16 protein-coding genes are annotated in these 18,485 nt (G+C 38.1%); 10 read left to right on the top strand and 6 right to left on the bottom strand.

The window, feature by feature from the left end:
* Window positions 1-2 precede the first annotated feature (2 nt).
* Window positions 3-1,442, bottom strand: coding sequence for a diguanylate cyclase domain-containing protein (locus KTI79_RS03985; RefSeq protein ID WP_057074333.1), 1,440 nt, complete (start codon window positions 1,440-1,442; stop codon window positions 3-5).
* A 174-nt stretch (window positions 1,443-1,616) separates the two neighbouring features.
* The gene (locus KTI79_RS03980; protein ID WP_032053069.1) at window positions 1,617-2,408 is read right to left on the bottom strand and encodes a hypothetical protein; all 792 of its coding nucleotides are present in this window, start codon (window positions 2,406-2,408) and stop codon (window positions 1,617-1,619) included.
* A 179-nt stretch (window positions 2,409-2,587) separates the two neighbouring features.
* Here KTI79_RS03980 and uvrB point away from each other — a divergent pair, with 179 nt between their 5' ends.
* From uvrB to proB, 8 genes are all read left to right on the top strand, one after another.
* Window positions 2,588-4,609: an excinuclease ABC subunit UvrB gene (gene uvrB, locus KTI79_RS03975; RefSeq protein ID WP_032053071.1), complete on the top strand. Its 2,022-nt coding sequence runs from the start codon at window positions 2,588-2,590 to the stop codon at window positions 4,607-4,609.
* Window positions 4,610-4,701: 92 nt separating this feature from the next.
* Window positions 4,702-5,289, top strand: a complete 588-nt coding sequence (locus tag KTI79_RS03970) for a lipocalin family protein (protein WP_032053073.1) — start codon at window positions 4,702-4,704, stop codon at window positions 5,287-5,289.
* A 110-nt stretch (window positions 5,290-5,399) separates the two neighbouring features.
* Window positions 5,400-6,347 carry an EamA family transporter RarD gene (rarD, locus tag KTI79_RS03965; protein WP_079284095.1) on the top strand — a complete coding sequence of 316 codons (948 nt, stop codon included), beginning with the start codon at window positions 5,400-5,402 and terminating at the stop codon, window positions 6,345-6,347.
* A 216-nt stretch (window positions 6,348-6,563) separates the two neighbouring features.
* A complete protein-coding gene (locus KTI79_RS03960; protein ID WP_032053077.1) occupies window positions 6,564-8,021 on the top strand; it encodes a glyceraldehyde-3-phosphate dehydrogenase in 1,458 nt (485 codons plus the stop codon).
* Between the two features lie 149 nt (window positions 8,022-8,170).
* On the top strand, window positions 8,171-8,896 hold the full coding sequence (locus tag KTI79_RS03955) for a hypothetical protein (RefSeq protein WP_032053079.1): 726 nt from the start codon (window positions 8,171-8,173) through the stop codon (window positions 8,894-8,896).
* Window positions 8,897-8,907: 11 nt separating this feature from the next.
* The gene (locus KTI79_RS03950) at window positions 8,908-9,582 is read left to right on the top strand and encodes a hypothetical protein (RefSeq protein WP_016140309.1); all 675 of its coding nucleotides are present in this window, start codon (window positions 8,908-8,910) and stop codon (window positions 9,580-9,582) included.
* A gap of 179 nt (window positions 9,583-9,761) precedes the next feature.
* Window positions 9,762-10,982, top strand: a complete 1,221-nt coding sequence (cgtA, locus tag KTI79_RS03945; RefSeq protein WP_002118576.1) for an Obg family GTPase CgtA — start codon at window positions 9,762-9,764, stop codon at window positions 10,980-10,982.
* Between the two features lie 15 nt (window positions 10,983-10,997).
* On the top strand, window positions 10,998-12,131 hold the full coding sequence (proB, locus tag KTI79_RS03940) for a glutamate 5-kinase (RefSeq protein ID WP_016140311.1): 1,134 nt from the start codon (window positions 10,998-11,000) through the stop codon (window positions 12,129-12,131).
* A gap of 26 nt (window positions 12,132-12,157) precedes the next feature.
* Here proB and KTI79_RS03935 read toward each other — a convergent pair whose 3' ends face one another.
* Both KTI79_RS03935 and KTI79_RS03930 read right to left on the bottom strand, forming a co-directional pair.
* Window positions 12,158-12,814 carry an HAD-IB family hydrolase gene (locus KTI79_RS03935; RefSeq protein ID WP_032053082.1) on the bottom strand — a complete coding sequence of 219 codons (657 nt, stop codon included), beginning with the start codon at window positions 12,812-12,814 and terminating at the stop codon, window positions 12,158-12,160.
* Window positions 12,781-13,989, bottom strand: coding sequence for a DUF1615 domain-containing protein (locus KTI79_RS03930; protein ID WP_050679101.1), 1,209 nt, complete (start codon window positions 13,987-13,989; stop codon window positions 12,781-12,783). Before KTI79_RS03930 ends, KTI79_RS03935 begins: the two co-directional genes overlap by 34 nt.
* 83 nt (window positions 13,990-14,072) lie before the next feature.
* Between KTI79_RS03930 and dusB the strand changes: the two genes are divergently transcribed.
* Window positions 14,073-15,098 (top strand): tRNA dihydrouridine synthase DusB, encoded by a 1,026-nt coding sequence (gene dusB / locus KTI79_RS03925; RefSeq protein WP_086376147.1) that lies wholly within the window; start codon window positions 14,073-14,075, stop codon window positions 15,096-15,098.
* A 37-nt stretch (window positions 15,099-15,135) separates the two neighbouring features.
* Here dusB and KTI79_RS03920 read toward each other — a convergent pair whose 3' ends face one another.
* On the bottom strand, window positions 15,136-16,182 hold the full coding sequence (locus KTI79_RS03920; RefSeq protein ID WP_032053088.1) for an NAD(P)H-dependent flavin oxidoreductase: 1,047 nt from the start codon (window positions 16,180-16,182) through the stop codon (window positions 15,136-15,138).
* Between the two features lie 117 nt (window positions 16,183-16,299).
* Window positions 16,300-17,001 carry a VIT family protein gene (locus KTI79_RS03915; protein WP_086376146.1) on the bottom strand — a complete coding sequence of 234 codons (702 nt, stop codon included), beginning with the start codon at window positions 16,999-17,001 and terminating at the stop codon, window positions 16,300-16,302.
* Between the two features lie 265 nt (window positions 17,002-17,266).
* Here KTI79_RS03915 and KTI79_RS03910 point away from each other — a divergent pair, with 265 nt between their 5' ends.
* Entirely contained in the window at window positions 17,267-18,484 is a 1,218-nt protein-coding gene (locus KTI79_RS03910; RefSeq protein ID WP_032053091.1) for a tetratricopeptide repeat protein, read from the top strand.
* Window position 18,485 lies beyond the last annotated feature (1 nt).

The following is an 18,485-nucleotide window of genomic DNA, read 5'->3' as shown; positions in this document are numbered from 1 at the left end:
TTTTATTGATTGAATAAAATTTCTTGATAATAACTTTTTTTCTTTTGGTACATGTGATGGTCTGCTCGTTTTAACATGTCCTCAATTTGTTCATTGACTTGAGTCGTTGCATGTCCAATTGCGATGCTAATTGGATGGCTTGAATAATATTGATTGTCGATATTAAAAAGTTCCTGAATGGTTTGAAGCATAATGAGAACATTCGCCTCATCTGCCCCCGGCATTAAAATCACGAACTCATCGCCACCTATTCTAGAAGCCGTATATGCTGTATTTGAAATAGCCTGACTTAAAATATTTCCAACACGGCGTAATAAGCCATCCCCAATATCATGCCCAAACTGATCATTGGTTTCTTTTAATCCATTCATATCTAAGAAAATTGAAGAAACAGGGCGAATAATACTTCGGTTTAAACGGTTAAGTTCCTCTGTAAAAAAAGCACGGTTATATAGTTTGGTAAGGACATCATGTTGCCCTAAATATTCAAGATAGTTTTCCGCTTTTTTCCGTGCAGTAATATCTGTCAGTGCAACTTGTACCAGTCCCCAAGTCTCTTCATATCCCGGAAAAACGGTAAATTGCAGCAAGACATTTCTGATTTGGCCATCTAAAGCGTAGTTAACGGCTTCACGTTTATGGTGGATATTACCTTGCCACAATTCGATGAGTTGTTCTCGAAAGGTTTCAACCATTTCTTCAGCAAAAATCTTATGTGTATTTCTAAGAAGGGTAGACTTATCTGGCGCCTTAAATAAATCTATAGTGGCCTGATTAACATCTAAAATCAGAATATCTTCTACACACTGGCGGACAAATTCAGGATGAACATCTAGAAAAGTTCTAAAATCTTCAATTCCCAATAGCCTAAGCTGATCAATTCTATTTTTTATACGGCTGAAATCCTCGACCCACAGCGAAGTAGGCGAGTAGATAAACATAGATTCAGCCAGTCGACGATTTTTTTCTTCCTGACGGAGTGCATTTTGATAAGGGGTAATATCTTCGGTAGTAATTAATACCCGCTCAAAAGTAGATTCAGAACCAGGTAAAATGGAACCTCTGAGCTGAACATCAATGCGTTTTCCTGATAAAGTGTAATTCACCGTAGTACTTGAAAAATGAGTTTTACCATTCCAAAGTTCTTCTAGCTCATAAATATGTGATTCAAACATTTCCTTTTTGAAAATCAAATTTAAACTGGAGCATAATTCTTCTTGTGTTTCTGCTTCAAAAAGTTCTAATGTTTTTTGATTAACGCGAATTATTTTAATTTTATGGGCACATTCAGTAATTAAATTTTGATTTTGATTTAAAAATTCATGCAGGTTTTCAATGCCTTGATTTCTCCATAAATCAAATTGTTTTTTAACTTCACTGAAATCCTCAATCCACATTGGAATTGGGCTAAGGTCAAAAATCGAAGAATCTAAAGTTTCCATATGTTTCTTTAAGTATTCAGTTTGCCTTAAAGTATAATGAGAAAAATTAATATTTGGGAGGGTAAAGAGTTTAAATCTATTAGAATAATTAAAAATAAAAAGATTAAACGTAAGTAAAAATAAAATAATGAGAAAGCAGATTTGGCCTGCTTAACTCATAATTTATAAGAAAACTTAACGATTGATCGGATGATCAATATTTTTTTCGCCACGCCATAGTTTGATAAAATCTTGTTCGTCAAAATCGTAAAGTTCCATCAGTGCAACAACAGCACTGACAAAAATCATGGCACCCTCAGAATTTCCGTGAAGATTAAAAATTTTACCATTGAGCTTACCTAAAATATCACTAAGCTCATGATCACGGCCTCGTCCATAACGATCTCGTGGATACAACTCTTCATTTAAAACAATCAGTGCTATGGCTTTTTCGGCATCAGATAAATCTGTTTTGTCTAAGGCTTCTTCAAAAGATTCACTACCATGGTTAAAGTAAAAAATAACTTCATCATTAATGAAACTTTGTACCATCTTTTGAGTTAAAGTCGGAAACTGAGATACCGCATTATCTTCAACATAAGGTTTAAAAGATTCCGGAAAAATAACGTTGTGATAAATACCTTTAAAAAGAGGAGCAATTTCCGAAACTTTGTAACCCGCAATACCACAACCTAAAGCAGTAACAAAATATTTCATTTTAGGATGATTTTTTGCATAAATTTTGAAGTCTTCAACATAGTGCTCAATTTGGGAAAGTGGCATTTGTTGAATGTGTTCATTTAAAGTTGGAATCGCAAAGCTTTGTCCAGCCCAGCCACGACCTACACCTTCAACTGCTCCGAAGTGCTGACTTGCTACACGTGCTGCACCGCTACCGTGTTGTCCAGCAAGATTACTTCCAAATACAAAAACTGTATCTTCAGGAAGTTCGGTTACAATACTTTCATCATGATATTGATAGGTCATGGTTATACTTTTTGTTTAATGGATAGCTTCATGTTGCAACCGATTAGGGTATTGGTCAAGTATTAAGATGCTTAATCTTTTACATTGAATTTCCAGCTCAATTTGGACTTTAAATTATGATAAAAATCCCCATTAAAAGGGGAGACGTTAAATTCAATTTTTCATAAAGAGAGATAACTTTGAACGAAAATCAACCTTTTGATTTGGTCACTCATTATCAGCCAGCAGGTGATCAGCCACAGGCCATTGAAAAGCTAGTAAATGGTATCGAGCATGGTTTTCGTAATCAGTTATTGCTGGGTGTAACTGGCTCGGGTAAAACCTATACCATGGCGAATGTGATCGCTCAAACACAGCGACCTACAATTGTGATGGCTCATAACAAAACTTTGGCTGCCCAGCTTTATGGAGAGTTTAAAGCGTTCTTCCCTAATAATGCGGTTGAGTATTTCGTAAGTTACTACGATTACTACCAGCCCGAGGCTTACGTTCCATCCTCAGATACTTTTATTGAAAAAGATGCTGCCATTAACGATCACATTGACCAGATGCGGCTATCGGCAACACGCGCTTTATTAGAGCGTCGTGATGCAATTATTGTGGCATCGGTTTCTGCAATTTATGGTTTGGGTGACCCGAATGCTTATATGCAAATGTTACTGCATGTGGTTGAGGGCGACCGCGTAAGTCGTGATGAAATTATCCGCCGTTTGGTTGAAATGCAATATACGCGTAATGAACTTGAGTTCTTACGTGGTACATATCGAATTCGCGGCGAAATTATTGATATTTTCCCTGCCGAATCTGATCAACATGCGATTCGTATTGAACTATTTGATGACGAGGTCGATTCGATCCGTTGGTTTGACCCGTTAACGGGTAAAATGGTCCGTAAAGTTCCACGTGTTACGATTTATCCAAAAAGCCACTATGTAACGCCGAAAGACCATCTGACTCGTGCCATTGATACGATTAAAGATGAATTACAAGATCAACTTAAATTCTTCCGTGAACATGACAAATTGCTGGAAGCCCAGCGTATTGAGCAGCGTACCCGTTATGATTTAGAGATGATGCAACAGTTGGGCTATACCAATGGTATCGAAAACTATTCACGTCATTTATCGGGCCGTCCAGCTGGTGAAGCGCCTCCAACTTTATTTGATTATGTACCTGAAGATGCATTGCTGATTATTGATGAGTCACACGTTACTGTTCCGCAAATTGGAGCAATGTATAAAGGTGACCGATCTCGTAAAGAAAATTTAGTGAATTATGGTTTCCGTTTACCAAGTGCACTTGATAATCGACCAATGAAATTTGAAGAGTGGGAGCGCATTGTCCCGACGACCATTTTTGTAAGTGCGACACCAGCTAGATATGAGCTAGAAAAGTCTGACCAAGTTGTTGAGCAAGTGGTACGTCCAACAGGACTAATCGACCCTGAAATTGAAGTTCGTCCTGTATTAACTCAAGTTGATGATGTTCTTTCTGAGATTAATATTCGTAAGAACCTAAATGAACGTGTATTGGTGACTACTTTAACAAAACGTATGGCAGAAGATCTGACTTCTTATTTAAAAGAATATGGGGTTAAGGTCGCTTACTTACACTCAGATATTGATACGGTTGAACGTGTCAAAATTATTCATGAGTTACGTACAGGTGTGTTCGATGTGTTGGTCGGTATTAACTTACTGCGTGAAGGTCTCGACATGCCAGAAGTTTCTTTAGTTGCTATTTTAGATGCAGATAAAGAAGGCTTTTTACGTTCAGAGCGTTCACTCATTCAAACGATTGGTCGTGCTGCGCGTAACGTGAAAGGTAAAGCAATTTTATATGCTGACCGAATCACTGATTCCATGCAAAAAGCAATAGATGAGACTGAACGCCGTAGAGCTAAACAAATCGAGTTTAACGAGTTACATGGTATTACGCCACGTAGTGCTGTTCGTCAGGTCATCAAAGAAATTGATTCAGGTGAAGTACTTTCAGACGACGAAATTGATGAGAAGGTTCTTGAACAGGCACAAGCTTTAAGTGCGGATGAAAGACATATTCTCTCAGATCCAAAATTGTTTAGTAAGCATATTACTAAACTGGAAAAAGAGATGTTAAAAGCCTCGAAAGATTTACAGTTTGAACAGGCAGCGCGGATACGTGATCAAATCATTCGATTAAAAGCGCAAATGTTGCAATAAACGAATACATAACGCTACATAATGTGTTTAAAAAACAAGCTAGTGTAGATAATTGAGTTCTTTGTATTCACAACTAATCGTTGAGGGCAACAATGGCATTTCGAAATAATGTTCCGCAAGCCAGTTGGCGTTTGGCTAAAATTGCGTTGGGCGGTGTCGTTTTGGCTGGTTTAGCTGTTGGAACCTATGTCTATGCTCAGCCAAAACCCTTGCAAACTGTCTATAAAGTTGAACTAGACCGATATTTAGGTGTTTGGTATGAAGTCGCCCGTAAGCCTGCATTTTTCCAGAAAAAATGTGCTTACAATGTGTCTGCAACTTACACCTTAAATGAAAATGGAAATATAGTCGTAGATAATCGCTGCTACGATAATAGAAAACAATTACAGCAATCTGTCGGGGAAGCCTTTGTGGTTAACCCGCCCTATAACACTAAATTGAAGGTAAGTTTTTTACCTGAAGCGGTAAGATGGATTCCAGTCATTCGTGGGGATTACTGGATTTTAAAAATTGATGAAGACTATCAGACGGTTTTAGTCGGAGAACCTTCACGTAAATACCTTTGGGTTCTATCAAGAACTCCTCAGCCTGAGCAAGAAGTGGTAGATGAATATCTAAATTATGCAAAAACATTAGGTTTTGATATTCGAGATATTATCCGTACAGAACATAAAGAATAGTGATGTATGTCTGCTTAAGAAAAAACCATGTTTTTGCATGGTTTTTTCTTTTTTATAGTGGATAAATCAAGTATTGTAGTGAGTTATTTTTATTAAAGTCTAAGAGGGTGATGATGTTTAAGGGCGTGATCTTGTCTGTCATGGCATCATTCACTTTTGGTGTACTTTATTTTTATACTCAATTATTAAGTCAGCTCGATAGCGAACAAACTTTTGGATGGCGAATTATTGCAACACTACCATTCTTAACTTTGTTTATGTGGTGGAGTGGTGATTTAGCCTATATCAAAAATATCTATCAACGTATTCTGGCTAAACCTTCTTTATTACTGCTGCTAATCACGACCTCTATTTTAACCTCAGTACAGCTTTGGCTTTTTTTATGGGGGCCAATGCATGGACGTGGGCTACAAGTATCTTTAGGTTATTTCCTATTACCGCTGGTTCTGGTCTTAGCTGGAAGTGTGCTGTATGGCGAAAAAATATCAAAATTTCAATGGGTGGCGATTGTTCTTGCAGTCATTGGGGTTAGCCATGAAATATGGCGTTTAGGAAGTATTGCTTGGGAAACAGCATTGGTTGCAGTTGGATATTCTGCCTACTTTTTATTACGCAAGAAAATTAAAACAGACAACTTAGGTGGCTTCTGGTGGGATTTAGTCATTATCATGCCGGTTGCGGTTTATTTAACACATACAGGTTTACTGCCATATAGTAAGTTTTTTGATCAGCCTACGCTAAGTTTGGTGATTATAGGACTTGGAATTTTAAGTGCTATTGGCTTAGGAAGTTATATTTTAGCAAGCCGTTTTTTACCTTTAGTTGTGTTTGGCCTGTTAGGATATTTAGAACCAGTATTACTTGCTTTAGCTTCTTTAGTTTTAGGGGAGAGCATTGGTCAAGAAGAATGGTTCACTTATATTCCGATTTGGTGTGCTGTATTTGTACTCGTTTTAGAAGGGGCAATTCATCTTTATCAACAACAACAAAAGTCCAAAAATTTGCAGCTCAACATCGAGAAATATCAAAAAAGATTAAAAAATGATGAGTTCAATTAGGTCGTTAGAATCTAAAAAGTAAGAAAAAGCAAAAATTTAGCTGTTTTAAACAATAAGATAATAAAAAATAATTATAGGTATTTTATGAATTTATGATGAATTTTAGGAAAATCTAGTCACTAACGTCAGCTTTTGATTCATTCTTGTCAATAATTCCATTACAATTACGGGGTTTTAAAAATCACGCCTAGATATAATTAATTAGAGGACGTATCTGTGAGCAAAGACACTATCATCGCCCTGCACGCTGAACACCAAGGCCGTTGGAAAAACCGTGAAGAAATCGCGGAACGTATGATTGCATTAATCGGTCAATTATACCGTGAAAAAAATATTGTCGTATCTGTTTACGGTCGCTCTTTAATTAACCGTTCTGTTATTCAAATTTTGAAAACTCACCGCCGTACACGTGTTGTAGACGTTGAGCTTTCTGTTGTAAATACTTTCCCAATTTTAGAAGCTTTAGCAAAAGTTGAAAACATTGGTTCTGCAGAAGTTGATATCGGTAAACTTGCTGTTGAATATAAAGAAAAAGGCGGTGATGTTGATGCTTTTGTTGCTCAAGCTGTTGAGTCAATTCAAGGAAGCGCAACTTCTGAACAACCTAAAGATGTAGTTCTTTACGGTTTTGGTCGTATTGGCCGTATCTTGGCTCGTTTAATCATTAGCCAATCAGGTTTAGGTCGTGGTTTAAGCCTTAAAGCAATCGTTGTACGTAAGTCTTCTGATAGTGACTTGGCAAAACGTGCTTCTTTACTTCGTCGTGACTCTATTCACGGTACTTTCGCTGGTACAATTTCTGTTGATGAAGAAAACGAAGCAATCATTGCTAACGGTAACTTCATTAAAGTGATTTATGCGTCTAGCCCAAGTGAAGTTGACTATACTGCATACGGTATTGAAAACGCACTTTTAATCGACAACACTGGTAAATGGCGTGATGCTGAAGGTCTAAGCCAACACTTGAAATGCCCAGGCGTTGCACGTGTTGTATTGACTGCACCAAGTAAAGGCGAAATGAAAAACGTTGTATTTGGTGTAAACAACACAGATATCTTAGATGAAGATAAAATCATCTCTGCTGCAAGCTGTACAACCAATGCAATCACTCCAATTCTTAAAGTGTTGGATGACAAATATAAAGTTCTTAACGGTCATGTTGAAACTGTTCACTCATTTACAAATGACCAGAACTTAATCGATAACTACCATAAAGCAGATCGTCGTGGCCGTGCCGCTACTTTGAACATGGTAATTACAGAAACTGGTGCAGCTAAAGCCGTTGCTAAAGCATTACCTGCATTGAAAGGTAAGTTAACTGGTAACTCTGTACGTGTTCCTACACCAAACGTATCTCTTGCAATCTTGAATTTAACACTTGATAAAGAAGTTGATCGCGAAGAAGTGAATGAATACATTCGTCAAATCTCGATTAACTCTAGCCTTCAAGGTCAAATTGGTTATACCAACTCGACTGAAGTTGTATCGAGTGACTTTATCGGTTCTCGTACAGCAGGTGTATACGATGCTCAAGCAACGATTACTTCTGGTAACCGTTTAACTGCTTACGTTTGGTACGATAACGAAGTTGGTTATAGCTGTCAGGTATTACGTATTGCTGAACAAATGTGCGGCGTAAGCTACAAAAAAATCCCAGCAGAATTGAATGCTTAAGATCATTTAACGATCTATAAAATATTTTCACAAAAAGACCCAGTTTAGACTGGGTTTTTTTACAACCGTACAAAATATATGCTGACTATTTTTTGTAAATAAATGAGAATACAAATTAAGGAAAAAAAGAAAATAGTAAGGGATAGGAATTGTCGCAGTTTAAACGTTTGTTGGTCGTTTTTATATTTATCATTATTGCCAATTTATGTGGTGTACTCATTGCAATATGGGTATTTAAGCACTTTAATATTTATATTCCACTGAAAAATCAGGCGGTTGCTATTGATTTGCAAGAACCTCTACAGGTTAAGGTTAAAGTACAAGATGCTTTAAATGTGGATGTAAAGGGGCGCGTAAATGCCAGTATTCCGATTGATGAGAAACTGAATATTCCTTTAACACAAACATTAACTCCGCGTGTTTACTTCGATAATATGGTGCCCATTAGCACAACCATTCCAGTCAAAGAAACATTAAAAGTTGAGCAAAATCTACCCATTGATACTAAGGTTCAGGTGCGAGTTTTAGGACGTGATATTACATTACCATTGAAAGGAACGATTCCATTAAAACTTGATGTGCCAATTGATATTAAGGTTCCGCTTGAGCAAAAGGTTCATTTAAAATTTGATGCGCCGGTACGCACGGTATTAAAAGAAAATCTACATATTCCTCTAAAAGCTAGATTAGACACGAATATCCCAATTGAAGGGAATTTAAATGTACCTGTCAAAACAGCATTAAATGCTTCAGTTGATGTGAAAAATACTTTACCTGTTAAGATTGCAAATGGTGAGTTAAAAATTCCTCTGTCCACTATGCGATTAAATCGAGTAATAGGTTCAGAAACATCACAGAAAACAGCTGATCAATAGGGTGGATGCCAATGTTTCGTTCACTCAAGAGTATGGTAATCAGTTTCTTTTTAATGATGATACTTGCCGCTATTATGTTTTGGGTATATCTCAATATTCAAGCAAATTTAGTTGTTTCGGCTCATAATGCCGATATTAGTTTACCTGACTCTTTAGAAACAAAGATTCAAGTTGGTAATACTTTGCAGGTTCAGTCTATTGGTAAACTTGATACAACATTAGATATAGATCGCCAATTAACTTTACCCCTAAAAGGGAAATATTTGGCAGATTTAAATTTTGCCGTAGAAACACCTATTACGGTAAGTGTCGATTATTCAACGACTCTAAAAATTGATCAGGTTATGCCTTTAGAAACCACCACAGATTTGGTTTATCAAAGTAAATTTTTACCAAAATTTCCCCTTAAATTAGATATCCCTATTAAATTAGATGTGCCTTTTAATTTAAAACGTAGTTATACCGTTCCCGTTAAAATTGTTTTTGATGGTCCAGTTTATTTTGAATTCGATGAACCTGTAAATTTATCGGTGAAACATCAGTTTAAACCAAGCCTAAACGTAAATGATCCTATGGAAATGGGGAATGTCTCTTCATTTAATGCCATCATGTATAATTCTGTGCCAAAAACAAAAGCAAATCTTGATATGCAAATGACCTTACCTCTGCGCAATGTTCATCCTTGATAATTAAATAAATTGGCTAAATTTTAATTTTTATAAGGATCCTATTTGCAAAACTAAAAGCATCTGCTGGATTAAAGATAAAACAGATCGTTATAAATGGAATTGTTCCATTTTCTATTCGAGAATTTTATGAAAATATGGCAGAATAGGCGGTTTTAGAGTTTTTAGAGGATTGGCAGATGCGCTTTGTTGATGAAGCAGTCATTACCGTAGAGGCTGGCGACGGTGGCAATGGCGTAGCCAGTTTTCGCCGTGAAAAATTTGTACCATTTGGTGGCCCAGATGGTGGTGATGGCGGACGTGGTGGAAGTATTTATATTCAAGCTGATGACGATACAAGTACGCTAGTCGATTACCGTTACACACGTAAATTCCGTGCTGAGCGTGGAAAAAACGGTGCAGGTGCTAACTGTACTGGACGTGGTGGTGAAGATGTGGTTTTAAAAGTACCCGTTGGTACAACAATTGTTGATACAGATTCAGGCGATATTATTGGCGATTTGGTTGAAGACGGCCAAAGAATTCTGGTTGCTGGTGGTGGTGAAGGTGGTTTAGGTAACACTCACTTTAAATCATCAACTAACCGAGCACCGCGTAAATGTACCACTGGTACAAAAGGTGAGTTCCGCGAAATTCGTCTTGAATTAAAAGTATTGGCAGATGTTGGTTTGCTAGGTATGCCAAATGCCGGTAAATCTACTTTCATTCGTGCTGTAAGCGCTGCAAAACCAAAAGTGGCAGATTATCCATTTACAACCATGGTTCCAAACTTGGGTGTAGTCGATGCTGACCGTCATCGTTCATTTGTAATGGCCGATATTCCTGGGTTAATCGAGGGTGCAGCAGAAGGTGCTGGTTTAGGAATTCGCTTCCTTAAACATTTGGCACGTACTCGTATTCTTTTACACATTATTGATGTACAACCAATTGATGGTTCAGATCCAGCGCATAATGCAAAAGCGATTATGAATGAGTTGGCTAAGTTCTCACCAACTTTGGCTAAATTACCAGTTGTTTTAGTACTCAATAAACTTGATCAGATTGCTGAAGAAAGCCGCGAAGAGTGGTGTCAGCACATTCTAGATGAACTAGAGTGGACTGGACCTGTCTTTAAGACATCGGGCTTATTAAGCGAAGGTACAAAAGAAGTTGTGTATTACCTGATGGATCAAATTGAACAACAACGTGAACGCGAAGTTGAAGATCCTGAATACGCAGCAGAAGTAAGAGCTTTCCGTGAACAACTAGAAGTTGAAACACGTGAACAAACCATTGCGGCAAAAGAAGCATATCGTGCAATGCGTCGAGCGCAACGTCTCGAAAGCATGATGGACGATGATGATGATTTTGACGATGATGAAGACGACAATGATGTAGAAGTCATCTACGTTCGTGACTAGAAAACCGAGGGAAACATGATAGAAGTGGTCGATGGGCAACGTCAGCTCAGTGAGTGTAAACGAATCGTTGTTAAAATCGGATCATCTTTACTTACAGCTAATGGGCAAGGTTTAGATCTGGACGCTATTTCGCATTGGGCGAAACAGATTGCAGATCTGCACAATGCCGGACACGAGATTATTTTAGTGTCTTCAGGAGCTGTAGCAGAAGGTATGGTTCGTATGAAGCTTGCGAGTCGACCCACCGACCTACCCAGTCTACAAGCCTGTGCTGCAATTGGGCAGATGGGTTTAATTCATACTTGGTCTAGTGTGCTTGAAAACCATGGTATTCGTACTGCTCAGGTTTTATTGACTCATGATGATTTGGCAGATCGCCGTCGTTATCTGAACTCATGTGATGCTTTGCAAAATTTGATTGATTGGCGTGTGATTCCGGTCATTAATGAAAATGACACGGTGTCTACCGATGAGATCCGTTTTGGCGATAACGATACCTTAGCTGCAATGGTGGCAGGTCAGGTTCACGCAGAATTGCTGATCATTTTAACGGATCAGCAAGGTATGTTTGACTCAGATCCGCGTCATAATCCTGAGGCTAAATTACTCTCTACCGTTCGTGCTATGGATGATGATTTATTCGACATGGCCGGTGGTGGTGGTGTGCTCGGGCGAGGTGGAATGGTCACTAAAGTTCGTGCTGCACGTTTAGCTGCTAAATCGGGTTGCCCAACCCTCATCGCGAGTGGTGAAAGTGATAATGTCCTGTCACGTGCGATGGCTGGTGAGATGCTAGGTACTTTATTTACTACAGATAAAGACCGCATGACTGCTCATCAACAGTGGCTTGCTGCTCATTTACAAACCGCAGGTCGTCTTGTGATTGATGATGGTGCTGTTGAGGCGATTAAATTGAAGCATCGCAGTTTACTCCCTGTTGGAGTTAAAAATGTTGAAGGACATTTTGATCGTGGTGATGTGGTTGAATGTGTGGATAAGCAAGGTAAACGTATTGCGGTAGGTCGGGTGAACTTTAGCTCACGATCAGCCGAAATTATTAAAGGCTTAGCCTCAGATAAGGTTTATCAAGTGCTTGGTGAAGCTCGTTCACTTGAAATGATTCACCGTGATCATATGGCAATTTATTAAGTTAGGCTTAAATAAAAAAGCTCGCTTTATGCGAGCTTTTTTTCTGGGGTTAAACGAGGTAAAACACGATCTTCACCAACCATATAGGGATGTGTGGCAAGGCTCAGCATGTCTAAGTCTTCTGAGCTATTACCATACGCATAGATCTGATGGTAATGCTGTAGCATATATTGCTGATGTATTCTTAACTTCTTTTGTTCACTACTACAATCCGGAGTGGAATAGTAACCCGTCATCCTACCGTTTTTAATTTGAGTTTCGGTACAAATCAACTCGATATCTAATAACTTACAAAGTGGAGCAAGATAGACATCAATTGAAGCTGAAACTAATACAACTTGATCACCACGCAATTGATGGTGTTGTAACTGAGTAAAAATTTCTGGCGAAAGCGCAGAGACTAACTCTTGTGCGTATTCTTCACCTAATCTTTGCAATTCAATTGCAGGGGTATCTTTAAACATGCTACGGAATAACTTGGCACGCATAGCATGGGCCGGATAAAAGTTAAGATAGTAGGCTTGAATCCATGGCAGAATTTTCAAGCCTTGCTTAACAATGTGACGCTTAGATAAAGCATAAAAGATGAACCCTGTAAAACTATCTTTACTACACAAGGTTCCATCAAAATCGAACAGGGCGAGACTTTTTATAGTCTTATTCGTTTCGCTCGTTGCATACATGTTTCATATCGTCCGTTTACGCGGGTTGCATACCAATTGGTATTATAATCACGACTTAATTTAGGCCCAGAAATCACCACTTGAGGCATTATTGCATAGAGTGGCTCTTTACCAGTTTTTGATTTATAAAGTTTAGTCAGTGCAATATAAGTTTGAGTACTCTCAAACTTTTTCTCTTTTTCTAATTTAAGATCATCACGTATCTGTCTTGGTGTAACTAAGATATTATTTTTTGCAAATACTGTAATCAGTTCTTTTTCAGACTGGCTTTGAGCTGCACGCGGATCGCCATCTTTTGTGTAAAGAAGTAGGTCACCATCAAGACTTATATCTTTATCGGTAAGTTCTCGTAGCATTTTTTGAAAAGCTGCATTACGGCTAGAGTACATACCGGAGTTATAGTCTGCAAATCGATAAATGGCTTTATCATAGTCTGCTTGATAAACCATTAAACGATGTATGCCGTAATATAGACCACCATATTCGGTATATAGATCATCGCGAAGCGCAGCAGTACTCATACTTGAACGCTTATTAGCTTTCGCATAGTTGATATGAACTTGCATTGAACCCAAAGTCGTAATAGGGTTCATTTTCTCGCCAATATCTTGACCAACCAATTTGGCTGCACCAGTTAAGGCACTTACATGATAATGTTTAGCCATGAAATCGAAAATTTCTCGGTAAAGTAAGTCGAGTTCTTTCTCGGTTTTAACCTTACGCATTTGACTCATATAGTTGTTATCAGGAGAAGGTTGAGTTCTTAGTACTTCTTCAAAATAACCGGCAATTGTTCCACCAACGGTTTTGCCAAGCTTATCTTCAAATTTTTCATTTAAACGTGTACTAACTTCTTCAACCGCCTTTTGACCTAATCCCGGCACTTGAGGGTTGGCAACAAAGTTAGATTCTTGATCAACTACAGCCACAATACTACAGACATTTTTCTTGGTTTTAGGAATATCCAAGTCTTTCATAATATCGTCAATATCTTTAGCCCATGACTCACGGTCATGCACACGCGATGGAATTAGACGTTTAATCTGTTGGCTTTCTAGTTCAGGCTCATCATTGTTTGACCACCAAGCTTTATCACCACAAGCAGCTAAACTCATGCATACGGCGACCATACCGAATGATTTTAATAAAAAACGGGAAGACAACGGTTTGTTCATGGCGAGGAAAGCACCTGCATAAAAAGATGAGCCGATTAAGCGGATGAAGTATACTATGTTGATCATCAATTGTATGAATATATATGTATATTGGTCCCTATCAACTGTCAAATAATTTAATTGTTGCTCCTATGGCGGGAGTTACTGACCGTCCATTTAGAACACTCTGCAAGTATTTTGGCGCAGGCCATGCAGTCAGTGAAATGATGACTGCTGATAAAACTTTGCGGATGAGCAAAAAGAGCCTTTACCGTGCGAACTTTGATGGCGAGCTCGCTCCAATCTCTGCTCAAATTGCAGGTTCTGATCCTGAGCAATTAGCAGAGGCTGCACGCTATCAAGTTGCAAATGGCGCACAAATTGTTGATATCAATATGGGATGTCCTGCCAAGAAAGTATGTAATAAACTCGCAGGTTCAGCGTTATTGCAAGATGAGGACTTAGTGGTGCGAATACTTGATGCAGTGGTCGCTGCTGTTGATGTTCCCGTGACTTTGAAAACCCGTTTGGGCTTTTTAAATGGCCAGGAAAATATTTTAAGAGTCGCAAAAAGGGCAGAAGAAGCGGGGATTGCCGCGCTAGCTTTACATGGGCGTACTCGCGAAGACATGTATTTAAATACAGCACGTTATGATTTGATCAAACATGTTAAAGAATTAATTAATATTCCACTTATTGCGAACGGTGATATTGATAGTCCTGAAAAGGCAAAATATGTGCTCGACTATACAGGAGCCGATGCAATCATGATTGGTCGTGCTGCTCAAGGTCGCCCCTGGATTTTCCGTGAAATTGCTCATTATTTAAAAACTGGAGAGCACTTAGCTGCACCTAATATTGAAGAAGTCAAAGATGTACTTTTAGGTCATTTGACTGAGTTATATCAATTTTATGGCGAATACTCTGGATGCCGTATTGCCCGCAAACACATTGCTTGGTACACAAAAGGTTTACGCTCAAGTAACGAATTTCGCCAAAATATGTATAAAGTTGAAAGCACTGCTGAACAAGCATTAGTGGTCGAAAACTATTTTAATCAGTTATTGGCTGAAGGTAATTTGATGAGTGATGTGCAAGTTGAGCAGGTTAACTTACTAGAAACTCATTAAATAAAAAGCCAGTATATGATTACTGGCTTTTTAAGATTTACTCATCTTCTAGCATTTCTACAACTAACTGATTAACCAGATCAGCAGCATCTAGCTCTCGTATTTGCGAGACATTACTACCCGCCCAAAAAGCGCCAAAACCATAGTCTTTATTTTTGCTTGCAATTGCATTGAGTTGCTTAGCCAAATCATAGGTATATGGATATTCGGGTTGAGAAGGGCGACTAGGTAAATCAATTTGTGTGTGCCAATGGTTGAGCAGGCCGCGGGCCGGACGTCCAGAAAGACTGGCACTGATTTGTGTCACAGACTCATTAAATAAAGCTTTACGGTATTCTACAGATGCATTTGAAGATGGGCATTGAACGAAGGCAGTTCCGAGTTGAACAGCAGTAGCTCCTAGGCTCAACATATGTCGTGCTTGTGCTCCATTCATAATACCGCCAGCAGCTACCACAGGTCGTTTGCAATGTTGGACAATCAGATGTACTAAATCACTCGTTTTAATTGCTGCATCAAAGGTTTTATTAAAGATTCCACGGTGTCCGCCTGCTTCAATCCCTTGAGCAATAATAATATCTATACCAGCCGCTTCAATGGCTTGTGCTTCAACTAAATTGGTAGCAGATATCATAGTGATAATTCCAGCATTTTTTAACGCCTGAATTTGATGGGGATGGGGAATACCAAAATGAAAACTCACAGCTTTAGGTTTAGTTTCTAATACGACATTTAAAAAATCATCGTTATCAAGAAAACTTGGATAAATACAGTTTAAGTTTTGAGGAGGCTGTTTTCCGAACTTTTCAAATTGTGGACGTAAATATTCAATCCACTGTGCTGAAGTTTGAGGATTAAGTTGTTCAGGCTGATGGCAGAAAAAATTAACTTGAAATGATTTTTCAGTAAGTGTCTGGGTTTTTAAAATCTGTTCTCGAGCACTTTGCGCTGTATTTGCACCTAGACCTAAGGACCCCAGACCACCCTGATTAGAAACTTCTGCTGCAAGTTCAGGTGTAGATACACCTGCCATAGGGGCAAGAAAAATTGGATGTTTAATTTCAAGTTGTTGTAATAGGTCCATTTTATTCACCTCATTTCTTTATCTTCACCATAGCGTGAAAACCGAACCAAGCGCAAATAATATTGGGTATTTAGTTTTTAAATATTTATTTCTTAATTATTTAAAAGTTCTGATTTTTTAAAGTGGAGTAACATGAAATAAAGATCCGATCCAGCTTGAAAAAGCCATCGCTAAAATTCCCCACAAGGTAATCCGTAAACTTCCTTTAAGCTTAGACGTACCTGCGAAATGACTTGATAGCGCCCCTAAAAAAGCTAATGAAATAATGCCAAATATTAAAACTGTTTTTTCAATCCAAACTTCTGGGCTGAGCAAAATAGCCAGCATGGGAAACAATGCCCCAAATGAAAATGAGCCAGCTGAAGCTAATGCGGCTTGGATAGGATTTGCTGCGGTATTTTCATGAATGCCAATTTCATCGCGTGCGTGAGCACCTAAGGCATCATGATTTGTAAGTTGTGTAGCAACTTGTCGAGCTAAATCAGGCTCTAAACCTCTGGCTACATAAATTTGAGTGAGTTCATCCAGTTCACGTTGTGGATGCTTTTTAAGTTCTTGTGCTTCGAACTTTAAATCCGCTTTTTCAATATCTTCTTGGGATTTTACAGAAATATATTCTCCGGCAGCCATAGAGGTTGCACCAGAAATTAAACCCGCAATACAGGTAATAAGAAGCGTATGAGCAGTGGCTCCACTTGCAGCCATTCCTATAATTAGACTCGTAACAGAAATAATTCCATCATTAGCCCCTAAAACGGCAGCCCTTAACCAACCTGAGCGGTGAATAAAGTGATGTTCTGAGTGTTGGGAAAAGGACATGACTTTACCTTTTTTAGTTATAAATTTTTATCTTATCCTATAAGATTATTTACAATAATACGATTAAAAAATGTGTCATTATAGGAAAAACAAACAGATAAGAAGTTTTTAAAATATAATATTAAAGGAGATAAAATGAACAATTTAAAGAACTCATCTACTTATATAAACAGTGTCATTTATGAGTTTAATTATAATACCTATTGATTAAATTTTAATTTTATTTCTACGCAAGCATTCTATCTATTTTACTCTAGAGGTCCCAATGAATAGCAAAACAATAAAATCTATAACCCGTTCCTTTATCGTTGTTGGTTCGATCTGTCCAGCTTTAGGCCTCTTAAGTGTTGGGACTAGTTTTGCGCAAGAGATTGTTAATCAAGAATATAAACCAGGTAATCCAATTTATGATAAATGGGATCAATTTTATAAAATTGAAAAGACTCAACCTGAAAATGCCGAGAAGTTATTATTAGAACTTGGAGAGATGACGCCACAAGATATTAAAGTATGGAAAAGTTTAACTTATTTACAGATTAGGTTAGGGAAACAAGATGCTGCTTTACAAAGTCTAAGAAAAGCAGAGGCCTTAGATCCAGCAGATGATAATTTAAAACTCCAAGAAGCCTACCTATTGAATTCTCAAAAAAATAATAAAGAGGCTTTGATGGTTTTTAAGGAACTTACCCAGTCTAAAGATGCTGATATTGCAACTAAAGCGACGCAGGCTGTAAAAAATCTGAGCGGAGGAGAGGTCAAAACTTATTTCCGTGATGTGTATTTTGCGCCTTCATATGAATCACGTTATGACGATGTAATTTTCCCACTTAAAGCTCGCTATGGTAAGAACCTCGATAATGGTCGAGCGCAGGTGTATGGCTTTTTAAACCTAAACCGCGATACTCAATCTCAGGGCGGAGTACGTCCTGAAATTATTGATGAAAATGCAGTAACTCTAGGTGTAGGCGCTAATTATCAACCTTGGACTTCTATACCTGTACGCATGTATTTAGAAGTAGGTGGAAGCTATGATCTAATTGATCGAAATAGAGATAAGTTTCGTGAAAGTGTTGTGGGTGGGGTAGCAGGTTATCAAGAGTGGTATTCTCAAAATAGTTGTAATCAGTCACTTTGCTTTAATGATTACTTCACTGATTTATATGGCAACGCAGCGACTTATTCTAGAGAAGATTATAACGTTATTGGTGATTTGAGATTACGCACGGGTCTGAATGTCTATAAAGGCGATAACGGAACTGTACAGGCTTATATGAAATTGCACGGCTTAGCTGACAGTAAAGATGAATATTACAATAATTTATTTGAATATGGCCCTGGCATTTCATGGCAGCCTTTTAACTATCAACCTATAAAATTACGTGTTGAACGACTATATGGCAATTACTTTAAAGATGTGCCAGTAAATACGAAAGATCATTACAACAATACTCGAGTAGAACTCGTTTTTTATAAGGATTTCTAAA

Source organism: Acinetobacter sp. WU_MDCI_Abxd143, from assembly GCF_025514195.1.
Taxonomy (GTDB): domain Bacteria; phylum Pseudomonadota; class Gammaproteobacteria; order Pseudomonadales; family Moraxellaceae; genus Acinetobacter; species Acinetobacter pittii_H.
The sequence above is the reverse complement of the archived record's forward strand: the minus strand, read 5'-3'. Positions and strand labels throughout refer to the sequence as shown.

Coding starts and splice junctions, on each gene's coding strand:
- KTI79_RS03985 (WP_057074333.1), bottom strand. CDS start 1,442: ATGGAAACTTTAGATTCTTCGATTTTTGACCTTAGCCCAATTCCAATG.
- KTI79_RS03980 (WP_032053069.1), bottom strand. CDS start 2,408: ATGACCTATCAATATCATGATGAAAGTATTGTAACCGAACTTCCTGAA.
- KTI79_RS03970 (WP_032053073.1), top strand. CDS start 4,702: ATGGCATTTCGAAATAATGTTCCGCAAGCCAGTTGGCGTTTGGCTAAA.
- rarD (WP_079284095.1), top strand. CDS start 5,400: ATGATGTTTAAGGGCGTGATCTTGTCTGTCATGGCATCATTCACTTTT.
- KTI79_RS03950 (WP_016140309.1), top strand. CDS start 8,908: ATGTTTCGTTCACTCAAGAGTATGGTAATCAGTTTCTTTTTAATGATG.
- cgtA (WP_002118576.1), top strand. CDS start 9,762: ATGCGCTTTGTTGATGAAGCAGTCATTACCGTAGAGGCTGGCGACGGT.
- proB (WP_016140311.1), top strand. CDS start 10,998: ATGATAGAAGTGGTCGATGGGCAACGTCAGCTCAGTGAGTGTAAACGA.
- KTI79_RS03935 (WP_032053082.1), bottom strand. CDS start 12,814: ATGTATGCAACGAGCGAAACGAATAAGACTATAAAAAGTCTCGCCCTG.
- KTI79_RS03930 (WP_050679101.1), bottom strand. CDS start 13,989: ATGAACAAACCGTTGTCTTCCCGTTTTTTATTAAAATCATTCGGTATG.
- dusB (WP_086376147.1), top strand. CDS start 14,073: ATGTATATTGGTCCCTATCAACTGTCAAATAATTTAATTGTTGCTCCT.
- KTI79_RS03920 (WP_032053088.1), bottom strand. CDS start 16,182: ATGGACCTATTACAACAACTTGAAATTAAACATCCAATTTTTCTTGCC.
- KTI79_RS03915 (WP_086376146.1), bottom strand. CDS start 17,001: ATGTCCTTTTCCCAACACTCAGAACATCACTTTATTCACCGCTCAGGT.
- KTI79_RS03910 (WP_032053091.1), top strand. CDS start 17,267: ATGAATAGCAAAACAATAAAATCTATAACCCGTTCCTTTATCGTTGTT.